Source organism: Micromonospora sp. CPCC 206171, from assembly GCF_036906755.1.
GTDB classification, from domain to species: domain Bacteria; phylum Actinomycetota; class Actinomycetes; order Mycobacteriales; family Micromonosporaceae; genus Micromonospora; species Micromonospora purpureochromogenes.
Map to the genome: position 1 here is coordinate 205,797 of NZ_JBAKHT010000007.1, position 22,190 is coordinate 227,986.

General features: G+C 72.9%; 22 protein-coding genes and 1 tRNA gene. 6 read left to right on the plus strand and 17 right to left on the minus strand.

The genetic code is table 11. The annotated features are described in order from the left end of the window. Nucleotides 1-147 precede the first annotated feature (147 nt). The 5 genes from V6U89_RS11760 to V6U89_RS11780 form a co-directional block, all read right to left on the minus strand. Nucleotides 148-3,741, minus strand: coding sequence for an adenylate/guanylate cyclase domain-containing protein (locus V6U89_RS11760; protein WP_334570916.1), 3,594 nt, complete (start codon nt 3,739-3,741; stop codon nt 148-150). Beyond that, nucleotides 3,738-4,571, minus strand: coding sequence for an MBL fold metallo-hydrolase (locus V6U89_RS11765; RefSeq protein WP_334570917.1), 834 nt, complete (start codon nt 4,569-4,571; stop codon nt 3,738-3,740). The genes V6U89_RS11760 and V6U89_RS11765 overlap by 4 nt, the downstream gene beginning before the upstream one ends. A gap of 124 nt (nt 4,572-4,695) precedes the next feature. After that, the gene (locus V6U89_RS11770) at nt 4,696-5,157 is read right to left on the minus strand and encodes a RidA family protein (protein WP_334570920.1); all 462 of its coding nucleotides are present in this window, start codon (nt 5,155-5,157) and stop codon (nt 4,696-4,698) included. A 5-nt stretch (nt 5,158-5,162) separates the two neighbouring features. Then, a complete protein-coding gene (locus V6U89_RS11775) occupies nt 5,163-5,318 on the minus strand; it encodes a hypothetical protein (protein WP_088959894.1) in 156 nt (51 codons plus the stop codon). Nucleotides 5,319-5,365: 47 nt separating this feature from the next. Beyond that, complete coding sequence (locus tag V6U89_RS11780; RefSeq protein ID WP_334570922.1) at nt 5,366-5,842, minus strand: hypothetical protein; 477 nt, start codon at nt 5,840-5,842, stop codon at nt 5,366-5,368. Nucleotides 5,843-6,172: 330 nt separating this feature from the next. Between V6U89_RS11780 and V6U89_RS11785 the strand changes: the two genes are divergently transcribed. Genes V6U89_RS11785 through V6U89_RS11795 form a run of 3 tightly spaced genes read left to right on the plus strand, consistent with a single transcriptional unit; the run spans nt 6,173 to nt 8,961 of the window. Next, nucleotides 6,173-6,754 (plus strand): Rv0361 family membrane protein, encoded by a 582-nt coding sequence (locus V6U89_RS11785; protein WP_334570924.1) that lies wholly within the window; start codon nt 6,173-6,175, stop codon nt 6,752-6,754. A gap of 26 nt (nt 6,755-6,780) precedes the next feature. Then, the gene (locus tag V6U89_RS11790; RefSeq protein WP_334570925.1) at nt 6,781-7,755 is read left to right on the plus strand and encodes an ArsA-related P-loop ATPase; all 975 of its coding nucleotides are present in this window, start codon (nt 6,781-6,783) and stop codon (nt 7,753-7,755) included. 54 nt (nt 7,756-7,809) lie between these two features. Beyond that, the gene (locus tag V6U89_RS11795) at nt 7,810-8,961 is read left to right on the plus strand and encodes an ArsA family ATPase (RefSeq protein ID WP_334570926.1); all 1,152 of its coding nucleotides are present in this window, start codon (nt 7,810-7,812) and stop codon (nt 8,959-8,961) included. Nucleotides 8,962-8,967: 6 nt separating this feature from the next. On the opposite strand, the gene V6U89_RS11800 is transcribed toward V6U89_RS11795, so the two are convergent. Then, complete coding sequence (locus tag V6U89_RS11800) at nt 8,968-9,288, minus strand: WhiB family transcriptional regulator (RefSeq protein WP_280837348.1); 321 nt, start codon at nt 9,286-9,288, stop codon at nt 8,968-8,970. A 405-nt stretch (nt 9,289-9,693) separates the two neighbouring features. Between V6U89_RS11800 and V6U89_RS11805 the strand changes: the two genes are divergently transcribed. Next, entirely contained in the window at nt 9,694-12,135 is a 2,442-nt protein-coding gene (locus V6U89_RS11805) for a penicillin-binding protein (RefSeq protein ID WP_334570927.1), read from the plus strand. Nucleotides 12,136-12,195: 60 nt separating this feature from the next. On the opposite strand, the gene V6U89_RS11810 is transcribed toward V6U89_RS11805, so the two are convergent. Next, complete coding sequence (locus V6U89_RS11810) at nt 12,196-12,651, minus strand: GatB/YqeY domain-containing protein (RefSeq protein ID WP_154941316.1); 456 nt, start codon at nt 12,649-12,651, stop codon at nt 12,196-12,198. 25 nt (nt 12,652-12,676) lie between these two features. Here V6U89_RS11810 and V6U89_RS11815 point away from each other — a divergent pair, with 25 nt between their 5' ends. Next, nucleotides 12,677-13,570, plus strand: a complete 894-nt coding sequence (locus V6U89_RS11815) for a metallophosphoesterase (protein WP_334570928.1) — start codon at nt 12,677-12,679, stop codon at nt 13,568-13,570. Nucleotides 13,571-13,657: 87 nt separating this feature from the next. After that, a tRNA-Pro gene (locus tag V6U89_RS11820) sits at nt 13,658-13,734 on the plus strand. Nucleotides 13,735-13,836: 102 nt separating this feature from the next. Here the strand turns inward: V6U89_RS11820 and V6U89_RS11825 are convergent. The 10 genes from V6U89_RS11825 to V6U89_RS11870 all read right to left on the minus strand — a co-directional run bounded on the left by V6U89_RS11825 (nt 13,837) and on the right by V6U89_RS11870 (nt 22,110). Then, on the minus strand, nt 13,837-15,363 hold the full coding sequence (locus V6U89_RS11825) for a LacI family DNA-binding transcriptional regulator (RefSeq protein ID WP_334570930.1): 1,527 nt from the start codon (nt 15,361-15,363) through the stop codon (nt 13,837-13,839). A 22-nt stretch (nt 15,364-15,385) separates the two neighbouring features. Continuing rightward, complete coding sequence (locus tag V6U89_RS11830) at nt 15,386-15,709, minus strand: helix-turn-helix domain-containing protein (protein ID WP_334570932.1); 324 nt, start codon at nt 15,707-15,709, stop codon at nt 15,386-15,388. A gap of 57 nt (nt 15,710-15,766) precedes the next feature. Then, a complete protein-coding gene (locus V6U89_RS11835) occupies nt 15,767-17,335 on the minus strand; it encodes a replication initiator (protein WP_334570933.1) in 1,569 nt (522 codons plus the stop codon). Continuing rightward, nucleotides 17,332-18,381, minus strand: a complete 1,050-nt coding sequence (locus V6U89_RS11840; RefSeq protein ID WP_334570935.1) for a hypothetical protein — start codon at nt 18,379-18,381, stop codon at nt 17,332-17,334. The genes V6U89_RS11835 and V6U89_RS11840 overlap by 4 nt, the downstream gene beginning before the upstream one ends. Next, entirely contained in the window at nt 18,378-19,058 is a 681-nt protein-coding gene (locus V6U89_RS11845) for a hypothetical protein (RefSeq protein WP_334570936.1), read from the minus strand. The genes V6U89_RS11840 and V6U89_RS11845 overlap by 4 nt, the downstream gene beginning before the upstream one ends. After that, entirely contained in the window at nt 19,055-19,459 is a 405-nt protein-coding gene (locus V6U89_RS11850) for a DUF6197 family protein (protein WP_334570938.1), read from the minus strand. Before V6U89_RS11850 ends, V6U89_RS11845 begins: the two co-directional genes overlap by 4 nt. 90 nt (nt 19,460-19,549) lie before the next feature. Beyond that, on the minus strand, nt 19,550-19,882 hold the full coding sequence (locus tag V6U89_RS11855) for a hypothetical protein (protein WP_334570940.1): 333 nt from the start codon (nt 19,880-19,882) through the stop codon (nt 19,550-19,552). Beyond that, a complete protein-coding gene (locus V6U89_RS11860; RefSeq protein ID WP_334570943.1) occupies nt 19,879-20,718 on the minus strand; it encodes an FtsK/SpoIIIE domain-containing protein in 840 nt (279 codons plus the stop codon). Before V6U89_RS11860 ends, V6U89_RS11855 begins: the two co-directional genes overlap by 4 nt. 14 nt (nt 20,719-20,732) lie before the next feature. Next, nucleotides 20,733-21,191, minus strand: coding sequence for a single-stranded DNA-binding protein (locus tag V6U89_RS11865; RefSeq protein ID WP_334570960.1), 459 nt, complete (start codon nt 21,189-21,191; stop codon nt 20,733-20,735). 70 nt (nt 21,192-21,261) lie between these two features. After that, a complete protein-coding gene (locus V6U89_RS11870) occupies nt 21,262-22,110 on the minus strand; it encodes a hypothetical protein (protein ID WP_334570944.1) in 849 nt (282 codons plus the stop codon). Nucleotides 22,111-22,190 lie beyond the last annotated feature (80 nt).

Below are 22,190 nucleotides of genomic sequence, written 5' to 3' on the forward strand. Positions count from 1 at the left end.
CGAAACCGCCAGACCTCCCTCCCGCAGCACCCCCACCCCCGCCGTCGCCGGAGCGGGCACTTTCAGAGAAAGAGTGGCCATCCACGCCGGAATAGCCACTCTTTCTCTGAAAGTGCAGGCCGGAGGGAGGTGGGGGCCAGGGGTGGGTCAGGCGCCGGGGGAGAGGCGGGCGCGGAGGGCGGTGGCGGCGGCGCGTTCGCTGCGCTGCTCGGTCGCGTACGCCAGGCGGACCGCCTCCTCGGCGCAGGCCAGCGCCTCGGCGGGCCGGCCGCAGGCGGCCAGCGCCTCAGCCAGCACGCTCGCCCCGATCACCTGGCTGCGCACGTCCTCGGCGGGGGCGGCGACGGCCCGGCGGGCCCAGTCCAGCGCCTGCTCCCGCTGACCGTGGGCGAGCAGGGCGGAGGCGTACCGGGCCATCGTCTGGCGGCGGGAGAAGAGCAGCGTCGGGGCGTTCGAGGCGGTGGTGGCCACCGGGGCCAGCAACCCGACCGCGGTGGCGGAGTCGCCGGCGGCGAGCCGGGCGGTCGCCAGCAGCACCCGGGGCGCGACCTGCGCCGGCGCCTGCGGGTTGTGCGGTTCGACGGCGGTCAGCACCGCCCGGGCGTCCCGCTCGGCGGTCTCGCAGTCGCCCATGTCCAGCGCGACGAAGCCGCGCAGCGTGCCGGCCATCCCGGTGAGCAGCGGGTGCGAGGTGCGCTCGCCGTACGCGAGGGCGTCGGTGAGCAGGTCGGCGGCGTGCTCCGGCTCGCTTAGGCCACGCGCCACCACACCCCGCGCCACCAGGGCGAAGCCACGCCCCCAGTCGTCGGAGACCTCGGCGAAGTCCCGGTACGCCCGGCGGGCCGACCGGTCCGCCTCGGCGATCTCGCCCAACTCGGCGCCGGCGAACGCCTCGACCGCGCGCAGCGTGCCGACCGCCCACGCCTCGCCGACCCGCTCACCGAAGGGCAGGAAGACGTTCGCCAGCCGGCACGCCTCGTTCAGCCGGCCGGCGAGCAGCCGGGCGAACGCGGTGGTGCCGCGCAGCCAGGCCCGCCCGTACGGGTCCTTCAGCTCGGCGAAGAGCCGGGCGGCCCGGCCGAGCACCGCGTCGGTGCCGGCGAAGTCGCCCCGGGTGGTGGTCACCCAGGCCAGGTTCTGCAACGACCAGGCCTGCCCCCGTCGGTCCTGTGCGGCGAGGCTGACCTGGTACGACGCGGCGAGGCGGCTGCTGGCCTGGCCGAGCCGGCCGGCGACGAAGTCGGCCATCCCGAGCCGGCGCATCGCCGAGGCGCGCAACGTGGGCAGCCCGCCGGCGGTGGCCACCTGCAACGCCTCATGCCAGCAGGTCACCGCCCGGGCCTGGTCGCCGAGGGTCTGGTGGGCCTGCCCGGCGAGCAGGAGCGCGCTCGTGCGGGTGGCCGCGTCGTCGCCGGCGTTGGCCGCGATCTTCTCGGCGAAGGCGAGCGCGTCGGCGGGGCGGCCCACCTGGAGCAGGGCCCGGGCGTGCACCACCCGGTCGGCGGCGGGTACCCCGTCCCGGGCCAGCTCGGCGGCGCGCTCGGCGTACTCGACGGCGAGGGCCGGCTCGCCGGCGTGCATCGACCGGCGGGCGGCCCGGCCCAGCGCGGCCACGCCCAGCGGGGTGACCGTGCGGGCCGGCGCGTCCGGCCGGAGCTTGACCGCGTCGGCGAGCCCGGCGGCCCGCTCGACGTGCTCGGCGACGAAGTCGTCCCGGGCCGGGTCGGTGAAGCCGCCCGGCGGGGTGACCGGGCCGTCCGGCGCCGGGGCCGCCCACCGGGCCAGCGCGGCGTGCCGCTCGGCCAGCTCGGCCTTGCTCACCCCGGCGTACGCGGCCTCCCGCATCAGCGGGGTGGCGAAGGCGTACCCGGTGCGGGTGCGGTGCAGCATGCGGCGTTGCAGCAGCTCCTCGACGGCCCGCTCCAGCTCCACCGCGGCCACCGCGGCGGGGCGGCCGTCCCGCCCGACGCGCAGCTCGCGGAGCGCCTCCAGGGTGCCGGTCGGCACGGTGTCGCCGACCACGGCGGCGTCCCGCAGCACCGAGCGGGCGCCCGCCGGCAGCGCGTCGATACGGGCGGCGAGCACGGCGGCCAGGTCGCGGGAGAGCAGTCGGCTGCCCAGCGAACCGGGCGCCAGCCGCCAGCCGCCGGGGTTGCCGGCGCCCCGCTCGGCGACCGCGGTGAGCGCACCCCGCTCCATCAGCAGGGTGACCAGCTCGGCCAGGTAGAACGGGTTGCCCTGGGCGGTGGCGAGGAGCCGGTCCGCGTCGGCCTGCGGCAGTCGGCCGCCGCCGAGGTAGGTGGTGAGCAGCCGGGCGGCGTCGGCGCCGCGCAGCGGGGGCAGCGCGTGCACCTCGGCGTCGGCGACCCGGGTCAGCGCCCCCGCGGTCCGCACCAGCTCCGGCCGGCCGAGCAGCAGCACCAGCGCCGGGCCGGTGAGCCGGGACAGCGTCAGCCCGAGCGCGCTGATCGTCTCGGCGGTGGCGTCGTGCAGGTCGTCCACGACGATCACCAGCGGCGCCTCGGTGGCCAGGGCGCTGAGCAGGCCGGCCACCGCGTTCGGCACCGCCTCGGCGTCGGCGGGCGCGCCGCCGGCGGCCCACTCCCCGTTGTCGGTGGCGCTGCCGTGCCCCCCGGGCAGCTCGGCGTACCCGAGCAGGGCCAGTAGCTGGTCGGTGGCGAGCGGGGTGCCGCCCTGCCGGCCGAGCCGCTGGCCGAGCCGGCGCAGCCGCTCCTCCACCGCCGGGCGGGTGAGCGCGGTGGACGTGTCGTTGGGCAGGCCGACCGCGGCCCGGACCAGGTCGGCCAGCGGGGCGAGCCGGCGCCGCTCGCCGAAGGCGGCGCAGCGGACGGAGAGCACCCGGGCGCCGGTGTGCGCGGCGTACCGGCCGGCGCCGACGTCGTAGCCGGCGGCGAGGCGTTCCACCTCGGCGGCGAAGCGGGACTTGCCGATCCCCGCCTCGGCGGTCATCAGCAGCACCCGGGGCTCGCCCCGGTCGATCACCTCGGCGAGCCGGCCGGCGACCCGGCCGATCTCGGTCTCCCGGCCGACGAACGGCGCCTCGTCGCCGAGGCCCGAGCGGGTGCCCGGGGCGTCCAGGAGGCCCAGCAGCTCGTACGCCTCCACCGGCTCCCGCTTGCCCTTGAGCCGCAGCGGGCGCAGCGCCCGCCAGGAGGCGACGTGCCGGGTGGCGGCGGAGGTGCGCGCACCGCCGTAGACGGCGCCGACGGCGGCGGCGTCGGCGAGCCGGGCGGCGGTGTTCACCGTGTCGCCGATGACGGTGTACTCGATCGCCGCCTGGATGCCGGCGATCACGTCGCCGGTGTTCAGGCCGACCCGCAGGCCGAGCGGCGCGCCGCCGCCCCGCTCGTCGTCGAGCACCCGGCGGACCGCCCGCTGCATGGACAGCGCGGCGCGGACCGCCCGTTCGGCGTCGTCCTCGTGAGCGACCGGCGCGCCGAAGACCGCCATGATGCCGTCGCCGGTGAGCTTGTCGACGTGGCCGCCGAAGGTCTTGACCGCTCCGGCCAGCGCGGCGAGCACCCGGTCGGTGACCGCGCCTACCCGTTCCGGGTCCAGGTCCTCCGACCAGGAGGTGAAGTCGGACAGGTCGCCGAAGAGCACGGTGACGACCCGCCGCTCGGCGGCGGGCAGGGTCGCGGCGGCCGGCAGCGCGGCGCCGCAGTTGTGGCAGAAGCGGGCGCCGGGCACGGCGACGGTGCCGCACACGGGGCAGGTCACGGCTGCTCCAACTCCGTGACCCCGGTGCCGGATTCCCGGGAGGCGACCCCGAGGTACTCCAGTTGGGCCCGGACCGACCATTCGGCGGCCCACCAGAGCGACCGGTCGACGTCGGCGTAGACCCGGGCGACCACCTCGGGCGCGGTGGTCGCGCCGGCCTCGACCGCCGCGCGGACCTGGTCGAGCCGCGCCCGCCGGTGGGCCAGGTAGAACTCCGCCGCCGCACCGCAGTCGGCCAGCGCCGGGCCGTGCCCGGGCAGCGCCGGGATCCCCCGGTACGCGGAGAGCAGTTCGAGGCTGGCGAGGTAGTCGCCGAGGTGCCCGTCGGGGTGGGCGACCACGGTGGTGCCCCGGCCGAGGATGGTGTCGCCGGTGAGCACGACCCGCTCGTCGCCGTGTTCGGCGAGGAAGCAGACCGAGTCGGCGGTGTGCCCGGGGGTCGGCACCAGGCGGACCGTGAAGCCGGCGGCCTCCACCGGGGCGTCCGGGGTCAGCGGCGCGGCGCCGATGGTGTGCGCCGGGTCGGCGGCCCGCACGGCGGCCCCGTCGAGCAGGTCGGCGAGGCGGGCGGAGCCCTCGGTGTGGTCGGGGTGCCCGTGGGTGATCAGCACCGAGCCGACCGGGCCGTGCGCGGCGATCCGGCCCAGGTGGCCCTCGTCCGCCGGCCCGGGGTCGACCACCACCGCGGGCGCGCCCGGGGCGGCACGCAGCACCCAGGTGTTCGTCCCGTCCAGCGTCATCGGCCCGGGGTTGGGCGCCCGCAACAGGGTCACCCAGCCGGGCAGCCCGTCCGCGAGCGCGGCCACCGGCCCCGTCACATGCCCGCCCATGGCTGCGATCGTACGACCCCGCCCGCCACTCCCCGCGATCTTGCAGCTTCCGCCAGTGGTTTGTGGCCGTTCGCGCCTTTCATCGGCCACGGAACCGCAGGATCGCGGGGAGGGGGCAATGCGGTCAGGCGACCTCGACGATGACCTCGACCTCGACCGGGGCGTCGAGCGGCAGCTCGGCGACGCCGACCGCGGAGCGGGCGTGCCGGCCGGCCTCGCCGAAGACGGCGCCGAAGAGGTCCGAGGCGCCGTTGATCACGCCGGGCTGGCCGGTGAACCCGGACGCGCTCGCGACGAAGCCGGTCAGCTTCACGATCTTGACGACGTTCTCCAGGCCGACCAGGGAGTCGACCGCCGCGAGGGCGTTCAGCGCGCACCGCTCGGCGAGGTCCTTGGCCTGCTCGGCGGAGACGCCGGCGCCGACCTTGCCGGTGGCGAGCAGCTTGCCCTCGGCGATCGGCAGCTGGCCGGAGACGTAGACGTGCTGGCCGGACTGCACCGCCGGCACGTAACTGGCCACCGGCGGCACGACCTCGGGCAGGGCCAGCCCGAGTTCCGCCAGCTTGGCGTGGGGTCCGTTGCTCATGCCCGTCAGCCCTTCGGACGCTTCAGGTAGGCGACCAGCTGGTCCGGGTTCGGGCCGGGGACCACGGCGACCAACTCCCAGCCGTCCTCGCCCCAGTTGTCGAGGATCTGCTTGGTCGCGTGGACCAGCAGCGGGACCGTGGCGTATTCCCACTTCTGCATCGGTGGAAGGCTCCCTTGCCTGGCGTGGACTGGTTTCCAGGCACAGCCTACGGTTTGGGCGTCGGCCGGGGCGCGGGACGCTGCTCGGGGGCGGTCGGCACCTCGCCGCACGGGCCCTCGTGGTCGTACGGCTGGGGGCAGCGGGACTTGTCGGGCAGCAGCAGGTCGCAGAAGACGCGGTGTCGGTTGTTCTGGTCGTCGACGGTCGAGACGGTGGTCTCCCCGGCGTCCAGCTCGGGCAGGAAGCCCAGCGAGACCGCCACCGTGCCGGCCAGCGCGGTGGCCGCCGACAGGTCGGCCACCCGGATCGGCAGGTGGATGACGTAGCCGGGTTCGTCCTCGTCCCGCCCGCCCGCGCGATTCAGGATGCGCAGCACCTCGTTCGGCTCGGCGCACCGGCGGTAGGACCGCTCGTTGAGCGGGAGACCGCCGAGCGGCCCGTCCGCGTCCCCCCGGTCGGCGAGCCGGCCCGCCCGGTCGCCGGGCGGGAACTGGGCTCGAGCGATGTTGTCCGCGTCGCGCATGCACTGCCTCCGGGCCTCAAAACATGAACTGACCGCCGTCCGGACCGGGCCCACCCCGCCCCGACCCGCTCCCCCGCCGGCACGAACGTAGGACCGCAGCCCAGACGGCCACAACGGGACGCGCATGGTTGATCACCTGGAGTCACATATGCGACAGATGCCTCGTCCGGAACGTGACGACGCGGGCCGATGGCTCGTGAACGGTGCGCCACGGAAGGACCCATCGACCGCTACCCTTCTGCCTCGGACGGGCGATCGACGTCGCCCGCCGCGCCCGCACCCTCTTCCCCGCCCAGCGGCGGCGAGGACGCCCATCCCCCGGGGGACCAGATGACCCAACCGCCGAACGACGGAGCGACCGGATCGCCGGCCACCCCCGCGCCGGGCGACACCACCCCCGACGAGTCCCGGCCGGGCGCCATCCCGCCACCCCCGCCCGCCTACCCCGCGTACCAGGCACCGGTGGCCCGGCGCCGGCGTGGCCTGCTCGTCGCCTCGCTGGTGCTGGCCGGCGCACTGCTGCTCTGCGGCGGGGGTGGGACGGCCGCCTTCCTGGCCCTGCGGAACACCGAGGACGGCGAGGGCGCCAAGGAGCCGGCGGTCGCGGTGGACAACTTCCTCACCGCCGTCTACCGGGACCAGGACGCGAAGAAGGCGGCCGACTACGTCTGCTCGGACGCCCGCGACCAGGAGAAGCTCGACGCCAAGGTGGCCGAGGTACGCAAGTATGCGGCCGGCTACGCCAACCCGCGCTTCCGCTGGGCCAGCCCGAAGGTGGACAACCAGACCGGGGACCGGGCCACGGTCACCACCAAGGTCACCATGACCACCGCCGACGAGAAGGTCGCCGAGCAGGCGCTGCGCTTCACCGTCGTACGGAAGACGGGTTGGTGGGTCTGCGAGGTGGCCTGACGCCGCCGGGTGGATAGGCTCGACGGGTGCGAGCAGCAGAGCGGCCGGCCGACCCGGCCTATGGATGGCCGGCCCGCCTGCACGTGGTCACCGGCAAGGGCGGCACCGGCAAGACCAGTGTCGCGGCGGCCCTGGCGCTGGCCCTGGCCGAGGGGGGCCGGCGCACCCTGCTGGTCGAGGTCGAGGGGCGGCAGGGCATCGCCCAGCTCTTCGGCACCGACCCGCTGCCGTACGAGGAGCGGCACCTCACCGACGCCCCGGGCGGCGGCGAGGTACGGGCCCTGGCGGTGGACGCCGAGGAGGCCCTGCTGGAGTACCTCGACATGTTCTACAAGCTCGGCGCGGCCGGCCGGGCGCTGCGCAAGCTCGGCGCCATCGACTTCGCCACCACCATCGCGCCGGGGCTGCGGGACGTGCTGCTCACCGGCAAGGTGAAGGAGGCGACCACCCGCACCACCGGCCAGCGCCGGGCGTACGACGCGGTGGTGCTGGACGCACCGCCGACCGGGCGGATCGGCCGCTTCCTGAACGTCACCGCGGAGACCGCCCGGCTGGCCAAGGTCGGCCCGATCAAGACCCAGAGCGAGGGGGTCGCCGCGCTGCTGCGCTCCCCGATGACGGCGGTGCACGTGGTCACGCTGCTGGAGGAGATGCCGGTCCAGGAGACGGTCGACGCGATCGCCGAGCTGACCCAGCTGGGGTTCCCGGTGGGGCGGGTGATCGTCAACGGCGCCCGGCCGCCGGTGCCGGCCGGGCGCGAGGTGACCCAGGCCGAGCTGAAGCGGGGGCTGCTCGCCGCCGGGCTGCCGGCCGACCGGGCCACCGTGGCCGGGCTGGCCGGCGAGGCACGGGACCAGCAGATCCGGCGCGAGCTGGAGGACTCCCTCCGGACGGACCTGGTGGAGCTGGGGCTGCCCCTGACCGAGCTGCCGCTGCTCCCCGACGGGGTGGACCGGGCCGGGCTGGATCGGCTCGCCGAACTCCTCGGCCGGGCGGATTGACTCACACCTGACCTCGGCCCGGGCGCACGGACCCCACCGGCCCGATACGCTCGATTGGTGCCTTCCGAAGACGCGGCGCCACGGCTGGACGTCGACCAGATCCTCGCCGATCCCGGCGTGCGGATCATCGTGTGCTGCGGCGCCGGCGGTGTGGGTAAGACGACCACGGCCGCCGCACTCGCCCTGCGGGCGGCCGAGCGGCACGGCCGGCGGACGGTGGTGCTCACCATCGACCCGGCCCGCCGGCTGGCCCAGTCGCTCGGCCTGACCGAGCTGGACAACACGCCCCGCCAGGTCAAGGGGCTCGACGTCGAGGCCAGCGGCGGCCAGCTGCACGCCATGATGCTGGACATGAAGCGCACCTTCGACGACGTGGTGCTCCAGCACACCGATCCGGCGAAGGCGGCGGAGATCTTCGCCAACCCCTTCTACCAGGCCATGAGCTCGACCTTCGCCGGCACGCAGGAGTACATGGCGATGGAGAAGCTGGGCCAGCTGCACGCCCGCGGCGAGTGGGACCTGATCGTGGTGGACACCCCGCCGTCCCGCTCCGCGCTCGACTTCCTGGACGCCCCGGCCCGGCTCTCCCGCTTCCTCGACGGGCGGATGCTGCGGCTGCTGCTGGCGCCGGCGCGCAGCGGCGGGCGGAGCATGTTCAGCCTGGTCACCGCCAGCTTCGGGATGTTCTCCAAGGTGGTGCAGAAGGTGCTCGGCGCGCAGCTGCTCACCGACCTCTCCGGCTTCGTCGCCGCGCTGGACTCGATGTTCGGCGGCTTCCGGCAGCGGGCGGAGCAGACGTACCGCATCCTGCAGGCCCGGGAGACGGCCTTCCTGCTGGTCGCGGCGCCGGAGCCGGACGCGGTCCGGGAGGCGGCCTACTTCGCCGGCCGGCTTCGCGAGGAGCGGATGCCGCTGGCCGGCCTGGTGCTCAACCGGGTGCACCGGCCCGCGGTGCCGGACCTGGGCGCGGCGGAGAGCGTCGCCGCCGCGGGGCGGCTGGCGGAGCTGGGCGGGCACGACGCGACCGTCGACGTGCTGCGGGCGCACGCCGCGCTGGCCCAGCAGGCGGTACGCGAACAGCAGGTGGCGACCGGGTTCACCGAGGCGTTCCCGACCGTGCCGGCGGTGTCGGTGACGGCGCAGCCCGCCGACGTGCACGACGTCGACGGGCTGCGGACGATCGGCGCGGCGATCAGCCGGCCGTGACCGGCGTCAGCCGGCGGCGGTGACCAGGACCTTGTCCTTGCCGGTCTGGTCCTTGGCGTTCTTCTTCATCGCGGCCTCGAACATCTTGCGCCAGCTCGTCACCTGCGGGTGCCGGCGCAGCAGCGCCCGGCGTTCGCGTTCGGTCATGCCACCCCACACCCCGAACTCGATCCGGTTGTCGAGCGCGTCGGCCAGGCACTCGTACCGAACTGGGCAGCTCCGGCAGATCCTCTTCGCCACGTTCTGTTCGGCGCCCTGTACGAACAACGCGTCCGGGTCCCCGTTCTGACACGCCGCCAGTGACGGCCAGTCAGTGATCATGCCCATGTGTACACGTCCCCCCTTGCAGTACCTACCGACCTCGTGCGACCAGCCGTGAATTTCCCCCCGGTCGTCCGGCCCGTTCCTTCCCCAAGGAGGCACGGACGACGTGTGGCCCTGTCGCCGCCACCATCATGCTCTGTAGTCGCCTGATTACGCAACGTTGTCGGCGAAATCCATCATTCCGGACACTCCCGGCTTCCCGGGCCTTCGCCCGCCGCTTACCCGGCCCGGGTACGTGAAAACGCTGCGGAGGCTCCACCATTCGGTGGAGACTCGCGGCAGGTCACACGCAACCACGTACCGGGGGTCGTGCGTTTAGCACAACGAGGTCGGCGCGCGCAGGAAATGGGGAAAGAACGCCCCAGCGCCCCTCGTTCCCTACTCGCGTACCCTGTCGAGGTGACCTGGATGCGGAAACGTGACCACAATGTCTTCACCAACGCCGCATCGCTGCTTGTCTGTGGCCTGCTGGCCGGGGTGGTGGTCGCGGCGGCGGCCTTCCCCGCGGTGGCGATGTCCGGCCTGGCCGCGAAGGCCGGCGCCGAGACCTTCGGCGCGTTGCCGAAGGAGCTGACCGTGGCCCGCGCGCCGCAGATCAGCTACCTGCTCGCCTCCGACGGCAAGACACCGCTGGCGACCATGTACGACGAGAACCGGCGGGACGTGAAGCTGGCCGACATCGCGCCGGTCATGCAGAAGGCGATCATCGCCGCCGAGGACCACGACTTCTACAAGCACAACGGCGTCGACCTCAACGGTGTCGCCCGTGCCTTCGTCAACAACCAGTCGGGCACCAACTCCCAGCAGGGCGCCTCGACGCTGACGATGCAGTACGTCCGGCTGGCCATCGCCTACTCGGCGACCCACCCGGCCGACGTGGTCGCGGCGACCGAGGACACCAGCGCCCGCAAGCTGCGCGAGATGCGCTACGCGATCCAGATCGACAAGGAGTTCTCCAAGGACGAGATCCTGGAGCGCTACCTGAACATCGCCTCGTTCGGCAACGGCGCGTACGGCATCTACGCCGCCAGCCAGGTCTACTTCGGCAAACCGCCGAGCAAGCTGAAGATCGAGGAAGCGGCGATGCTGGCCGGCATGGTCAAGGCGCCGACCACCAACGACCCGACCACCCGTAGCGGCCGCCCGCTCGCCCTCGACCGGCGCAACTACGTGATCGACAACATGGTCAAGATCGGCGCCATCAACCAGCAGGAGGCGGACGCCGCCAAGGCGGCCCCGATGGTGGTGAAGGACAAGCGCACCCCGAACGGCTGCGTCTCCACCAACGAGAAGGGCTGGGGCTTCTTCTGCGACTACTTCTACCGCTGGTGGCTGCAGCAGGAGACGTTCGGCTCGACCACGTACGACCGGGAGCGGCGGCTCAAGAGCGGCGGCTACACCGTCATCACCACCCTCGACGCGCAGGCGCAGCGGGGTGCGGACCGGGCGGTGCGCAAGGCGAAGAAGGAGACCGCCAAGGAGGCCGCCATGGTCGCCGTGGTGGAGCCGGGCACCGGTCGGGTGCGGGCGCTCGCGGTGAACCGGTCCTTCAAGATCGACGATCCGAAGAGCCCGAAGAACAAGATCTCCAGCGACCCGGCGAAGGCCAAGCGAAAGATCCGCGGTAACTACCCGAACACGGTCAACCCGCTGCTCACCGGCGGCCAGGGCATCACCGGCTACCAGGCGGGCTCGACCTTCAAGATCTTCACCATCGTGGCCGCCCTGGAGAAGGGCATCCCGCTCAGCTACACCATCAACGCCCAGCAGACGTTCAAGTCGGAATACATCATCGACAGCAGCTCGCCGGCCGCCTGCCCGGGCACGCACTTCTACTGCCCGAAGAACGCCGGCGGCAAGGCCGGCGGCGTGCAGAACATGTGGAGCGCCTTCGCCCAGTCGACCAACACCTACTTCGTCCCGCTCCAGCAGCAGGTCGGGGCGGAGAACGTGGTCGACGTGGCGAAGCGCCTCGGCATCCAGTTCCGAGCCGCCAACGACGCCAAGTTCGCCGGCACCAAGGACTCGGCCCACCAGTGGGGCGCCTTCACCCTCGGCGTCTCGCAGACCACCCCGCTGGAGCTGGCCAACGCGTACGCGACCCTCGCCGCGGACGGCAAGTACTGCGAGCCGATCCCGGTCCAGGAGATCAAGGACCCGGAGGGCAACAAGCTCGACATCGCCAACCCGCGCTGCGAGAAGCGGGTCAGCACCGAGGTGGCCCGGGCCGCCGTGGACGCCGCCCGCTGCCCGGTCGGCGACAACTCCTCCACCAGCAAGTGCGGCGGTAGCCGTACCGCCCGCCAGGTCAAGACGGTCGTCGACGCGCCGGTGGCCGGCAAGTCCGGCACCACCGACTCGGAGAAGACCGCCGCCCTGGTCGCGATGACCAAGCAGTACGCGGTCGCCGGCATCATGGCCGACCCGGACTGGCCGCAGACCAACGTCAAGATGAAGCACAACGAGCCCGACGGCATCAACCCGCCGGTCTGGGAGACGCTGCGGGACGCGATGAAGGGCAAGGAGCGGATCAAGTTCGAGCCGCCGGGCAAGAAGATCTCCGAGGGCGACCAGCGCTCCATCCCGAGCGTCACCTGCCTGGACCTGGACGCCGCCAAGTCCCGGATCAACGGGGCGGGCTTCGAGGCGGTCGTCTCGGACGTCAAGGTTCCGTCGAGCTGCCCGGCGGGCAAGGCCGCCAGCACCAGCCCGGAGGGCCGGACCATCAAGGGCGGCGTGGTCACCATCCAGGTGAGCAGCGGCGGTGGCAGCCCGCCCGGGACGACCACGGGCCCCGGCGGGCCCGCCACCCCGCCGACTCCGGGCCGACCCCCTCGGCCCCGCGGCTGACCTCGGCACGAACGACGGGCGGGCACCCTTTCGAGGGTGCCCGCCCGTTTCGCGTACGGATCAGAGGCCGAGCTGTCGGCGTACCTCGGCGGCCACCCGGCCCCCCTCGGCCTGGCCGGCCACCGCGGCCTGGGCCGCCTTCATGGCCGGGCCCATCTGCGCCTTGCCGGTGAAGCCGCCGGCCGCGAGCGCCCCCGCGACCAGCTCGGCCAGCTCGTCGTCGGAGAGCTGCTTGGGCAGGTAGCGGTCCAGCACCTCACCCTCGGCGGTCTCCTTGGCGGCCTGGTCGCCCCGGCCGGCCTCGGCGAAGGCGGTGGCGGCCTCGCGCCGCTTCTTCGCCTCCTTGGTCAGCACCGCGAGCACCTCGTCGTCGGTGAGCTCGCGCTTGGCCTTGCCGGCGACCTCGGCGGTGCCGACGGCCGCGAGGGCCATCCGCAGGGTGGAGGTGGTCAGCTCGTCGCGCGCCTTGAGAGCGGCGCGCATGTCGGCGGTGAGGCGGTCCTTCAGCGTGCTCATGGACGGTCAAACTACCCTGAACGGCATGCGAAAGCGCACACTATTCCGCCTCGCCGCCGGAACCGTCGCCGCGGGCGCGGCCACCCTGGCGTACGCGTCGCTCATCGAGCGCAACATGTTCACCCTCCGGCGGTACGACGTGCCGGTGCTGCCGGCCGACGCGGAGCCGCTGCGCGTGCTGCACCTGTCGGACCTGCACATGATGCCCGACCAGGCACGCAAGCAGCAGTGGGTGGCCTCGCTGGCCGCCCTCGACCCGGACCTGGTGGTGGTCACCGGCGACAACATGGCCCATCCCGACGCCGTCGGAGGGGTGCTGCGGGCCCTGCAACCGCTGCTCGACTACCCGGGCGCGTTCGTCTTCGGATCGAACGACTACACCGGGCCGGTCTGGAAGAACCCATTCACCTACTTCCTGCCCGACCGGGAGTACACCGAGGGCGTCGAGCTGCCGCACGAGGAACTGCGGGACGTGTTCACCGGGGCCGGCTGGGCGGACCTCAACAACGCCCGGACGTCGGTGAAGGCCGGCGGCCGCCTGGTGGAGCTGGTCGGCGTGGACGACCCGCACATCGAGCGGGACGACTACGACGCCGTAGCCGGGCCGGTCGCCGCCTCGGCCGACCTCGGGATCGCGCTCGCGCACTCCCCCGAGCCGGCGGTGCTGGACCGGATGGCCGCGGACGGCTTCAGCCTGCTGCTCGCCGGGCACACCCACGGCGGCCAGGTTTGCGTGCCCGGCTACGGGGCACTGGTGACCAACTGCGGGCTGCCCCGCTCGATGGCCCGCGGCCTGCACCGCTGGCCCGGCTCGGACTCCTGGCTGCACGTCTCCGCCGGCCTGGGCACCCACCCCACCGCTCCGGTGCGGTTCGCCTGCCCGCCGGAGGTGAGCGTGCTGACGCTCATCCCGCGCTGAGCCCCCGGCGCCTGGACCCCGGGCCAGGCCGAGGGGGTACCGAGTTTGACCATCGGACCGGGTGGGCTACTATTTGTCGGCACGCCTCGGGGTGTGGCGCAGCTTGGTAGCGCGCTTCGTTCGGGACGAAGAGGTCGTCGGTTCGAATCCGGCCACCCCGACCAGAGGTATTAGCAGGTCAGGGCCAGTTTTCCGCTGAGGGAGACTGGCCCTGATGTGCGTCTCGGGCCCGTCCTGGGAGAAATCTGGGAGACGATCTTGTGCTCTCATTCTCCCGCCTCTCCCCGCCCGGCCGCCAGTAGCCGATCCAGCGCCGCCACCGGCGAGCGCGGAGCCATCGCACGCCGCGCGTCCAGTGCCGACGCCCACACCTCGGTCAGGCCATCGGTCAGCCGTCGGCGCATCTCCGCAGTCACGTGTGAGTACCGGGCTTGAACCGAGCCGTCCTCGTGCCCCATCCGCTCATCCATGAGCTTGGGCGGCGTGCCCAACTCCTCCATCAGCGTCTTGTGGGTGTGCCGCAGCCCGTGCGGCGTCAGGCCCCGAGCGACCGGCAGCCAGCACGCGTCCGCTCGCGCCTGGGCGTTCCGCCCCCGCACGGGTACGCCGGGCCACGGTTCGGCCAACACCGGCACCGGCCGCGCGTCCTGGGGCGCCTTCCTTGGGTACCAGCCCGTGACGGCCGGCTGGAACAGCCACGTCGAGAAGCCGTTGCGACGCCAGTGCGCGGCCGGCTCCCCCACCGGACCACCTCGCACGTAGCCGAGATCAGCCACAGCTAGTTCGACCTTGACCCGCGTCGCCTCGGACACGAACGCCGAGCGATTCAGCACCGCCGACACCGTCCCCGTTGCCACCCCGGCACGACGGGCCACGTCGACCAGCTTCGCGCCCGTCCGTCCCGCCGCGCCGTTGGCCACCCCGTGGCCCCGGAACACGTACGTCCGGTCATGACACCTGCAAGGCTTCGGCGACGTCCGGGCGAGGTGATCCGCCAGAAGCTTCGTCAACCACTGCGGGGTGTCGACCGTGCGGTGTGAGTCGTCCTTCGGCGGGCAACGGTGCAACTCCCCCGTGTCCAACTCGTACAGCTGCCACTCGACCCGGACGGCAGCCGACCGGACGAACCGGGTCTCCAGCCCAACGACCTCGCCCCACCGCATGCCGGTGAAACCCTTGAGCACGATGGCGACGAACTCGTCATCGCGACCCGACAGCAGGGCAGCCCGCTCGGCAACGAGCAGGATGCCCAACCCCGTGGTCACCACCTTCTCCGGGCCACGGTTGCGGGACCGCCCGGCGCGCTTGCCTCTGCCGCGCCGCCTCGCTGCCGGGTTGGAGTCCCGGAGTCCTTCCTCCACGGCATCGGCCAGGACGAGATGCAGGGTCCCCCGCCACGTCTTGACGCTGGAATCCGCGTAGCCCGCCGCGCGTTCCTGCTTCTCCCACGCGGCGACATCAGAGGCCACGATGTCCGCGACAGCCCGATGCTGGAAGACCGGCAGCAAGTGCTCCTCGATGTGCCTGCGGTAGTTCTGCATGGTCGACGCCGCGAGATCCTGCGCCGCATACCAGCGGCTCACGTAGTCCCCGAACGTCATGCGTCCGGCGGTCGGATCACGCCGCGCGCCGGCGCGAACCTTCGCCTCGGCGTCGTTCGCGGCCTGCTCCGCCTCCCGCTTGGTCCGGAAACGGACGGTTACCCCGGTGGAGTCGACAACCGTGCCGTACTTCCCCGACCCCAACTTGAACCGGCCCCGCCAGTAGTCGCCGCGCTTCTCGGCGTACCCCATGAACTGCTGCCTCCTTCCGTGCCTATGCCGCCGTGTCCGGCGCGGCACGGCGTGCGCGACGCGGCACACGCGCGCTGAGCTGGACGACCGGCACGTCCTCCTTACCGACGGTCCGACGGGAGCTCCGTACGGTTGCCCGGGCGGAAGGGCCGCTCGGCCTGACCTCGAACAGCCGGAGGATCTCCCTGATGTGCTCCTCGGTGAACAGGTAGCTGCCGCCGATCCAGCAGTACGGGATGCGGCGTCTACGGGCCTGTTCCTTGACCCACCACTCCGAGCAGCGCAGCATCTCCGCGACCTCCGCCGGGCGGTAGAAGGTCGCGTGTGCCGATCCGGTGCTGCTCACGGTCTCCGTGCTCCTCTCCGATTTGGTGTCAAGGTGGGCTTGACGCTGAATCGCGCGTCAGGCGACGAGGGTCTGTATGTACTCGCGGGCGGCGTCCTGGTGCTCTCGGGCCATCGCGGCGGATGCGTTGGCGAGTAGCGCGTCAGCGGTGGTGTGCCAGCCGGCGCCCACGAATTGCAGGAAGTTGACCACCAGCGTGGTCGGTTCCGTGTCGGCCGCGGCTTCCTGCGGTCCGCTGCTCTGGGTGCGTCGGAACACGACGCGTTGGTTGCGCAGTAGGGCGAAGGTGATCGAGTAGCGGCGGGACTTGGTGAGGAAGTGGCCGCCGAACCCGAGCATGTGCGCCCACCGCCGCAGCCGCCGCCAGTCTCGGGGGATGCCGAGTGTCCAGCAGGCGTCGACGAGGCGTTCGGTGTGGGTGCCCGCCGGGTCGGCGTAGATGTCGATGCTGTCGCCGGTGAGCCGGTTGGAGGCGTGCCCGGTGACCTCGGTGGACTTGGTGGCGTACTTGGCCAGGTACGCGGCCACCTGCGCGTCGGTGACCTCGCCACGCCCGGCCACGGTGATCACCTTGGTCAACACCTGCTCGCCCCAGGTGATGCGCCAGCCGCCGAGGTGGGCGGGGTGGTCCGCGGTGGTGAACCCGACGGTGGCGGCGGCGTGGTCGACGGCGGCGACCAGGTCGGCGGCGTCGAGCTGCGGCGGGGCCGGCACGATGGCGTCCGGGTCGTCGGGGTCGCGGCCGTCGAGGCGGATGATGGCGTGGAAGTGCACGACGCCGCGTCGTTGCATCTCGGCTGCCTTGCCGAACGACAGCCGCACCGGGGACACCCACCGGGTCTTGCCGGTGCGGGGCGAGGTCACGGGGATGTCGGGGATGCCGCGTGCGGTGGCGAGGCGGTGCATGTAGCGGTTGATGGCGATGGTGGTGCGCCGCCACAGTTCCCCGGCCGAGAGGTTCCAGACCGCTTGCGCGTCGTGGTCGTAGCAGTCCAGGCACAGCGGGGTGCCCAACCGGGCGTCGGTGTCCTCGTGGCGGGCGAAGCAGACCAGCCGCACCCCGTGCGGGCACACCGCCGCCTCCCGGCGGGCGTGGCACGGCTCCGGCCGGCAGTCGCACGAGGTCCGGCGGGTGCAGGTGTGCCGCTTGACGTAGCGGGTGTGCACCTCGCCGAAGGACGGGGCGGTGAAGGTGGGGAAGACCGCCGGGTGGTGGGCGACCTGCTCCGGGACGCCCTTGCCGCCTACCAGGCCGGCGCGGACCACCTGGTAGGCGTCGCGCTGGTAGAGCTTGGAGCAGGTCGGGCACACGGCGGCACGGCGGTTGCCGCACGGCTTGTAGATAACGCCGTCAGGCATGTCGGCCGTCGACCGCTCCGCCAGGAGGCGGCCCGTGGCGGCCTCGACGGTGGCGATGGTGCCGACCAGGCGGATCGGGCGGGTGCAGCCGGCGGCCGGGCGGACGTGGCGCAGCCAGCCGGCGAGGTCGGGTTGGGTGAGCCGGGCGGCGGCCTGGAGCCGGATGTCGGTGGAGTTGGCGTACCAGGGTGGGGCGGTCGGCTCGGCGCACGGGGCCGTACCCGAAGCGGGTGCTTCGGGTACGACGGTCAGCGTCGAGACGGTCAACGGTTCGCCTTCACGGGGCGTCCGTTGGCGGGCTGGACGGGTCGGTTGCTGGTGTTGGGGTCGAGGTCCAGGACCGCGAGGGCTTGTGTGGCCTCGTCGGAGGTCACCTTGAGGCGGACGGCCAGTTGGCCCGGGGTGATCGGCGTGCCGTGCTCGGTGCGGTACTGCTTCGCGACGCGGGTCGCTCGGGCGAGCAGGTCCGGGGCCACGATCGGCAGCGGAAGTTGGGCAGCGTCGGACGCGGTGACAGGAGTGTCGGTGGTGGACGGTGCCAACGTCGGTGCCGGGGTGGTGTCGGGCTTGCTCGGTCGGGGACGGGCGGTGCGGGCAGTCGCATCGGGCGCGGGCGTCGACGGCTCCGGGGTGGGGGCCGGTCGCGGTGCGGTGATCCGGGTGGCGACTTGGGCCGGGGTCGGGACCTCGGGCTGGACCGGCGTCGGTGCCGGTTCGGCGGGATCGACAGCGGGGACGATGGGCAGCTCGGGCCGGACCGGCGTCGGTGCCGGGACGGCGGGAACGGTCACGGTTGGGGTCGGCGTCTCGGCGGGTGCCGGGACGGTGCCGGTGGCGGCGGTCAGGGTTCGGCCGCTTTCCCGGCGGATCAGGGCGCGCATGTGCACGGCCAGGCCGGCGACGGCCGGGGGCAGTGCGCCGACGATCGCGGCCATGGCCACGCGCCAGGTTTCATCGGTGTTGGCGTTGGTTTGGAGCAGGTGGTAGGCCGACTGGGCGGCGATGCCGATGCCGGCCGCACCGTAGGTGTTCTTCTTGGCGAACGCGGCGACCCGTGCGGGCACGGGAGCCATCCACAGCACCAGGGCGACGACCACGTAGCCGTCGACCGCGATGGGCATCAGCCAGGCCAGGGCGAGGCTGACCGAGGTGCCGGGCAGGGTGATCCGGGCGGTGAAGCCGGCGAGTTCGGCCAGCGCGATCCAGGTGGAGGCGGACAGGCCGAACGACGCGGCCAGCACCGCCCACGAGGCGATCGACGCCAACCGGGGCTCGCCCGCCGCCGGTCGGAGGTTGGTCGGGTTGGTGGTCATGCCGTGGCCCTCCCCTCAGCGAGGCCGAACAGGGTCGGCTCCTCGCGGGAGGCCGGCGGCGTGGGTTGGGCCGCCCTGCGAGTGGCCGTCCGGTTCGTCCGGGCGGTCTTCAGGTTGTGCAGGTCGGCGAACTGGTGAGGCGTCAGCACGGACAGCGCCTGCTTGTCCTCGCCGCGCCGCCGGTGCAGCAGGGGGCGGACGGTGGCGTTCGTCGGGCAGTCCGTCACCCCGTCGGGGTAGCGGAAGCCGCAGCCCGGGCACAGCGACGATGCCGGGCTACCAGGGTGGTGGTCGGCGAAGACCTGGGCGAGGGTCGCCACCGTGACGCCGAGGCCGGCGCGGATGAGCCGCTCGTCCAGGGCGACGCGGTCGGCGCGGTCGCCGTAGCGCATCTGCACCGCCTGCCGGGACACGCCCAGCCGGTCGGCGATCTCCGACCAGGAGTACCGGTACGGAGGCTGTCGCAGACCGGTGACAGCGAGCCGGGTCATGGCGTCCACCTCGGTGGACAGCACCGCGAGCGACCGCAGTGCCTCGATGTCGCCGGCCGCGACCCGACGGGCATACGCCCGCAGGATGCGACGCACGAACGCGTCGAACTCGGTGGTCTCCACCGACCGCTTGGCGCGCTTGGTGCGGGTGCGCGTCAAGCCGGGCTTGACGGTGTTCTTGTTCATGCCGCACCGCCGTTGGTGCGGTCCCACTGGTCCGCCGCCGCCCGCAGGAGCGCGATCACTTGATCGGCGGTGCGGCCGGGGGCGTCGTTGAAGCCGTACGCGTCGCAGTGCTCGGGGTCAGGATTGGTGTGACCAATCTGCGCCTCGGCCACGTCGAGCGCGAACGCGAAGTCCGGGTAGCCGGGGTCGGCGTGGTTGAGCGCCGGGGCGTCGACCGGTCCGCCGTAGCAGACCATGCCGACCGCGCCGACCAGACAGGCCGGGGGAGTGAACGACCCCGACGTGGCGTCGTAGTAGGCGCCCTGCGTCCAGCCGTGGCGGGACAGGTACAGGGCGGCGTCCCGCAGCGTGCGGGCGGGGGTGGTCACCTGCTCGGCGACCTGGTTTTGGGTAGCGTGCATCGCGGCAGCTCCTTCCGGGCTGTTGATGGGGCGGGTCGGTGGCGTCCGGGGTGCTTTCTCAGGGCTGATCCCGGTGCTGCCGGCCCGTTCTTATGGGGTTCGGCGCTGGGGGCGGACCATCCGCCGCAGGGCCGCGTCGAACTCGGTGACGATCCGCATCAGGTGCGCCCTGGCGTTGGTGTCGCCGGGTGCGAGGCTGATGCGGGTGCGGATCTCGGCGTGCTGGCTGCCGTCGGCGGCCAGCACGCGAGTCAGGACCACCACACCGTGACCGGGGACCCGGAGGGTCACCGGCTGTGCCCGGTGCTCGCCCAGGCCGCAGGCATGGCCTCGGGCGCACCAGTCCGGGTGCGGCAGGTGGTAATCGTCGGAGGCGGGCCAGGTTGGCGACGTGGCCGGCCGGGGTCGGATACGGATACTCATGCCGCACGCTCCTTGCGGTTGGCCCGCATGCGGGCGGCGTGGGTGGCGATGCGGGCGCAGGCCGCGTCATCGAGGTAGGCGGCTTTGATCAGTTGCGGGGTGCCGCCTTCGGCGATGAGCAGGCCCACGCCGGGGTTGGTCGGGCTGATCGTGTTGGCCGACCAGCCGCGGTCGGCCCACCCGTGGCCCAGGACGATGTCGGAGGACACGTTGGTGGTGCACCGGAAGGCGCACCGCCAGGCGAACAGGTCCCGCAGGCTCGTCGGGATGATGTCGGACGAGGGGCGTTGCGTCGCCGCGACGACGATGATGCCGACCGCCCGACCTCGGGCCACCAGGTCCCGCAGGAGACCCGCGAAGTCCTCCCGGGTCTTCTTGTCCCCGACGGTGGCCGAGAAGTAGGCGATCTCATCGACAGCGACGAGGATCGGGCTGAACACGTCATCGCGTTGGGTCTTCCGGCGGCCGGCCACTTCCAGGTAGGCGTACCGGTTGTCCATCACGATCTGCATCCGCCGTAGCGTGGCCAGGGCATGCGCGATGTCCGGGCCGACGAACACGTCGGCGCAGCTCTTCCACTGGCCCAACTCGACCTGCTTGCCGTCCAGTAGGCACAGCCGGCAGTCGAGCGACAGGGCGGCGTGAGCCACGATCAGGTTCAGCAGGGTCGACTTGCCGCCGCCCGGTTCCCCACCGATCAACAGGTTGCGGTAGATCAGCGGGACCCGCACCGGGTGGCCGAACTCGTCCACCCCGACATGCACCGGGTCGAAGATCGACACGGGCTGGTCGGCGGGCATGCCACCCGGTGCGGCGGAGACGGTCAGCGTCGACATCGCCGATGCTCCGCTCAGGCCGCCGGCGCGGCGGTCGACCACGGGTCGTCCGCCGGCGTCTCCGGAGTGAACCCGTCCCCGGTGCGGGTGCGGGCCATCTTCTTCACCGACGCGGTGGCGAACCGCAGCGACGGGCCGACCTCGTCGACGTCCAGGCCGTACGCGGAACGCTTCTCGCCCTCCTCGTTCTCCCACCGCGACAGCCGCAGCCGCCCGGCCACCACCACGCGGGTGCCCTTGGCCAGGGACTCGGCGATGTGCTCGGCCAGGTCCCGCCACGCGGTGCAGGTCAGGAACAGCGGGTCACCGTCGCGGTACTCACCCGAGTTGCGGTCGAACACCCGGGGCGTGGACGCCACGGTGAACTTCACCAGCGCCACCCCGGCCGGGGTGAACCGCAGCTCCGGGTCGGCGGTCAGGTTGCCGACCACCGTGATCGTCGTGTCGTTTGCCATTGCGATCTCCTTCGAGATTGTTGAAGGTGAACCGCCCTGCTGGCGGTCACCGCACACACCCCGGTCAGGGCGTGTGAGTCTTGGAAATTCAGCGGCGCGAGTTCCGCTGCTCCGGGCCCGGCTCCGGCACGTCCAGCAGGTCCAGGCCAAGCGGGGGCATGGCCGGCGACACCGGGGCGTCCTCGTCGCGCATCCACGTCACCAGCGCCGACAGCGGCGAGGCCACCAGGCCGGTCAGTGGGTCACGACGGGTGATGTCGACCCGCACCAGGGCGGCATGCCGGGCCGACGCGCGGACCATCCGCGCCTCACCCGCCCAGCAGGCCACCGCGAGCTTGTCCGCCTTACCGTCCAGGTCCGTCAGGTCCAGGCCCGGCCGCAGCCACACCCACACCCGCTCACCGGCCGGCGTCGGCCGCGCCCACAGGATCAACGGCAACCGACCCGGGTGCAGCCGCGACGCGGACCGGATGAACTCCGCAAAGCACAACCGCAGCCGGTGCCGCACCACCACGCACCACACCCACGCCGACACCCGCCGACGGACCCGACCGACGCCGAAGACCACGCCCAGCACCAGGGCCAGGAGCACCAGCGGCACCGCCGGATGCGTCGCCCGAGACAGATACGCCATGCCCACGAACACGGTGACCGCAGCGAGGATCTCGAACGCCCACCACCACAGCACCCGCAGCGCCGGCCACACCCGGACCACGCACGCGACCACCAGGCCGCACACCGCGCCGGACAACAGCCCGACCACCACCGCGAGTACCAGCGGCAGCGCCACCGACGCGGTGGCACCCACCACCAGGGCGACGGACGCCGCCACGACGAGGAACGCCACCCGAGCCTTCTGCGCGTACGACCGCGACACCGGCGTCTCCACCAGCGTCACCGCGCCCACCGGGCGCTCACCGAACATCCTTCCGGCCATGCTTCGACTCCCCTCGGCGGTCCAAGTACTAACCGAGTTAGTACTGCGGACGTTACGACACCGCGCCGTTGATCGCCAGC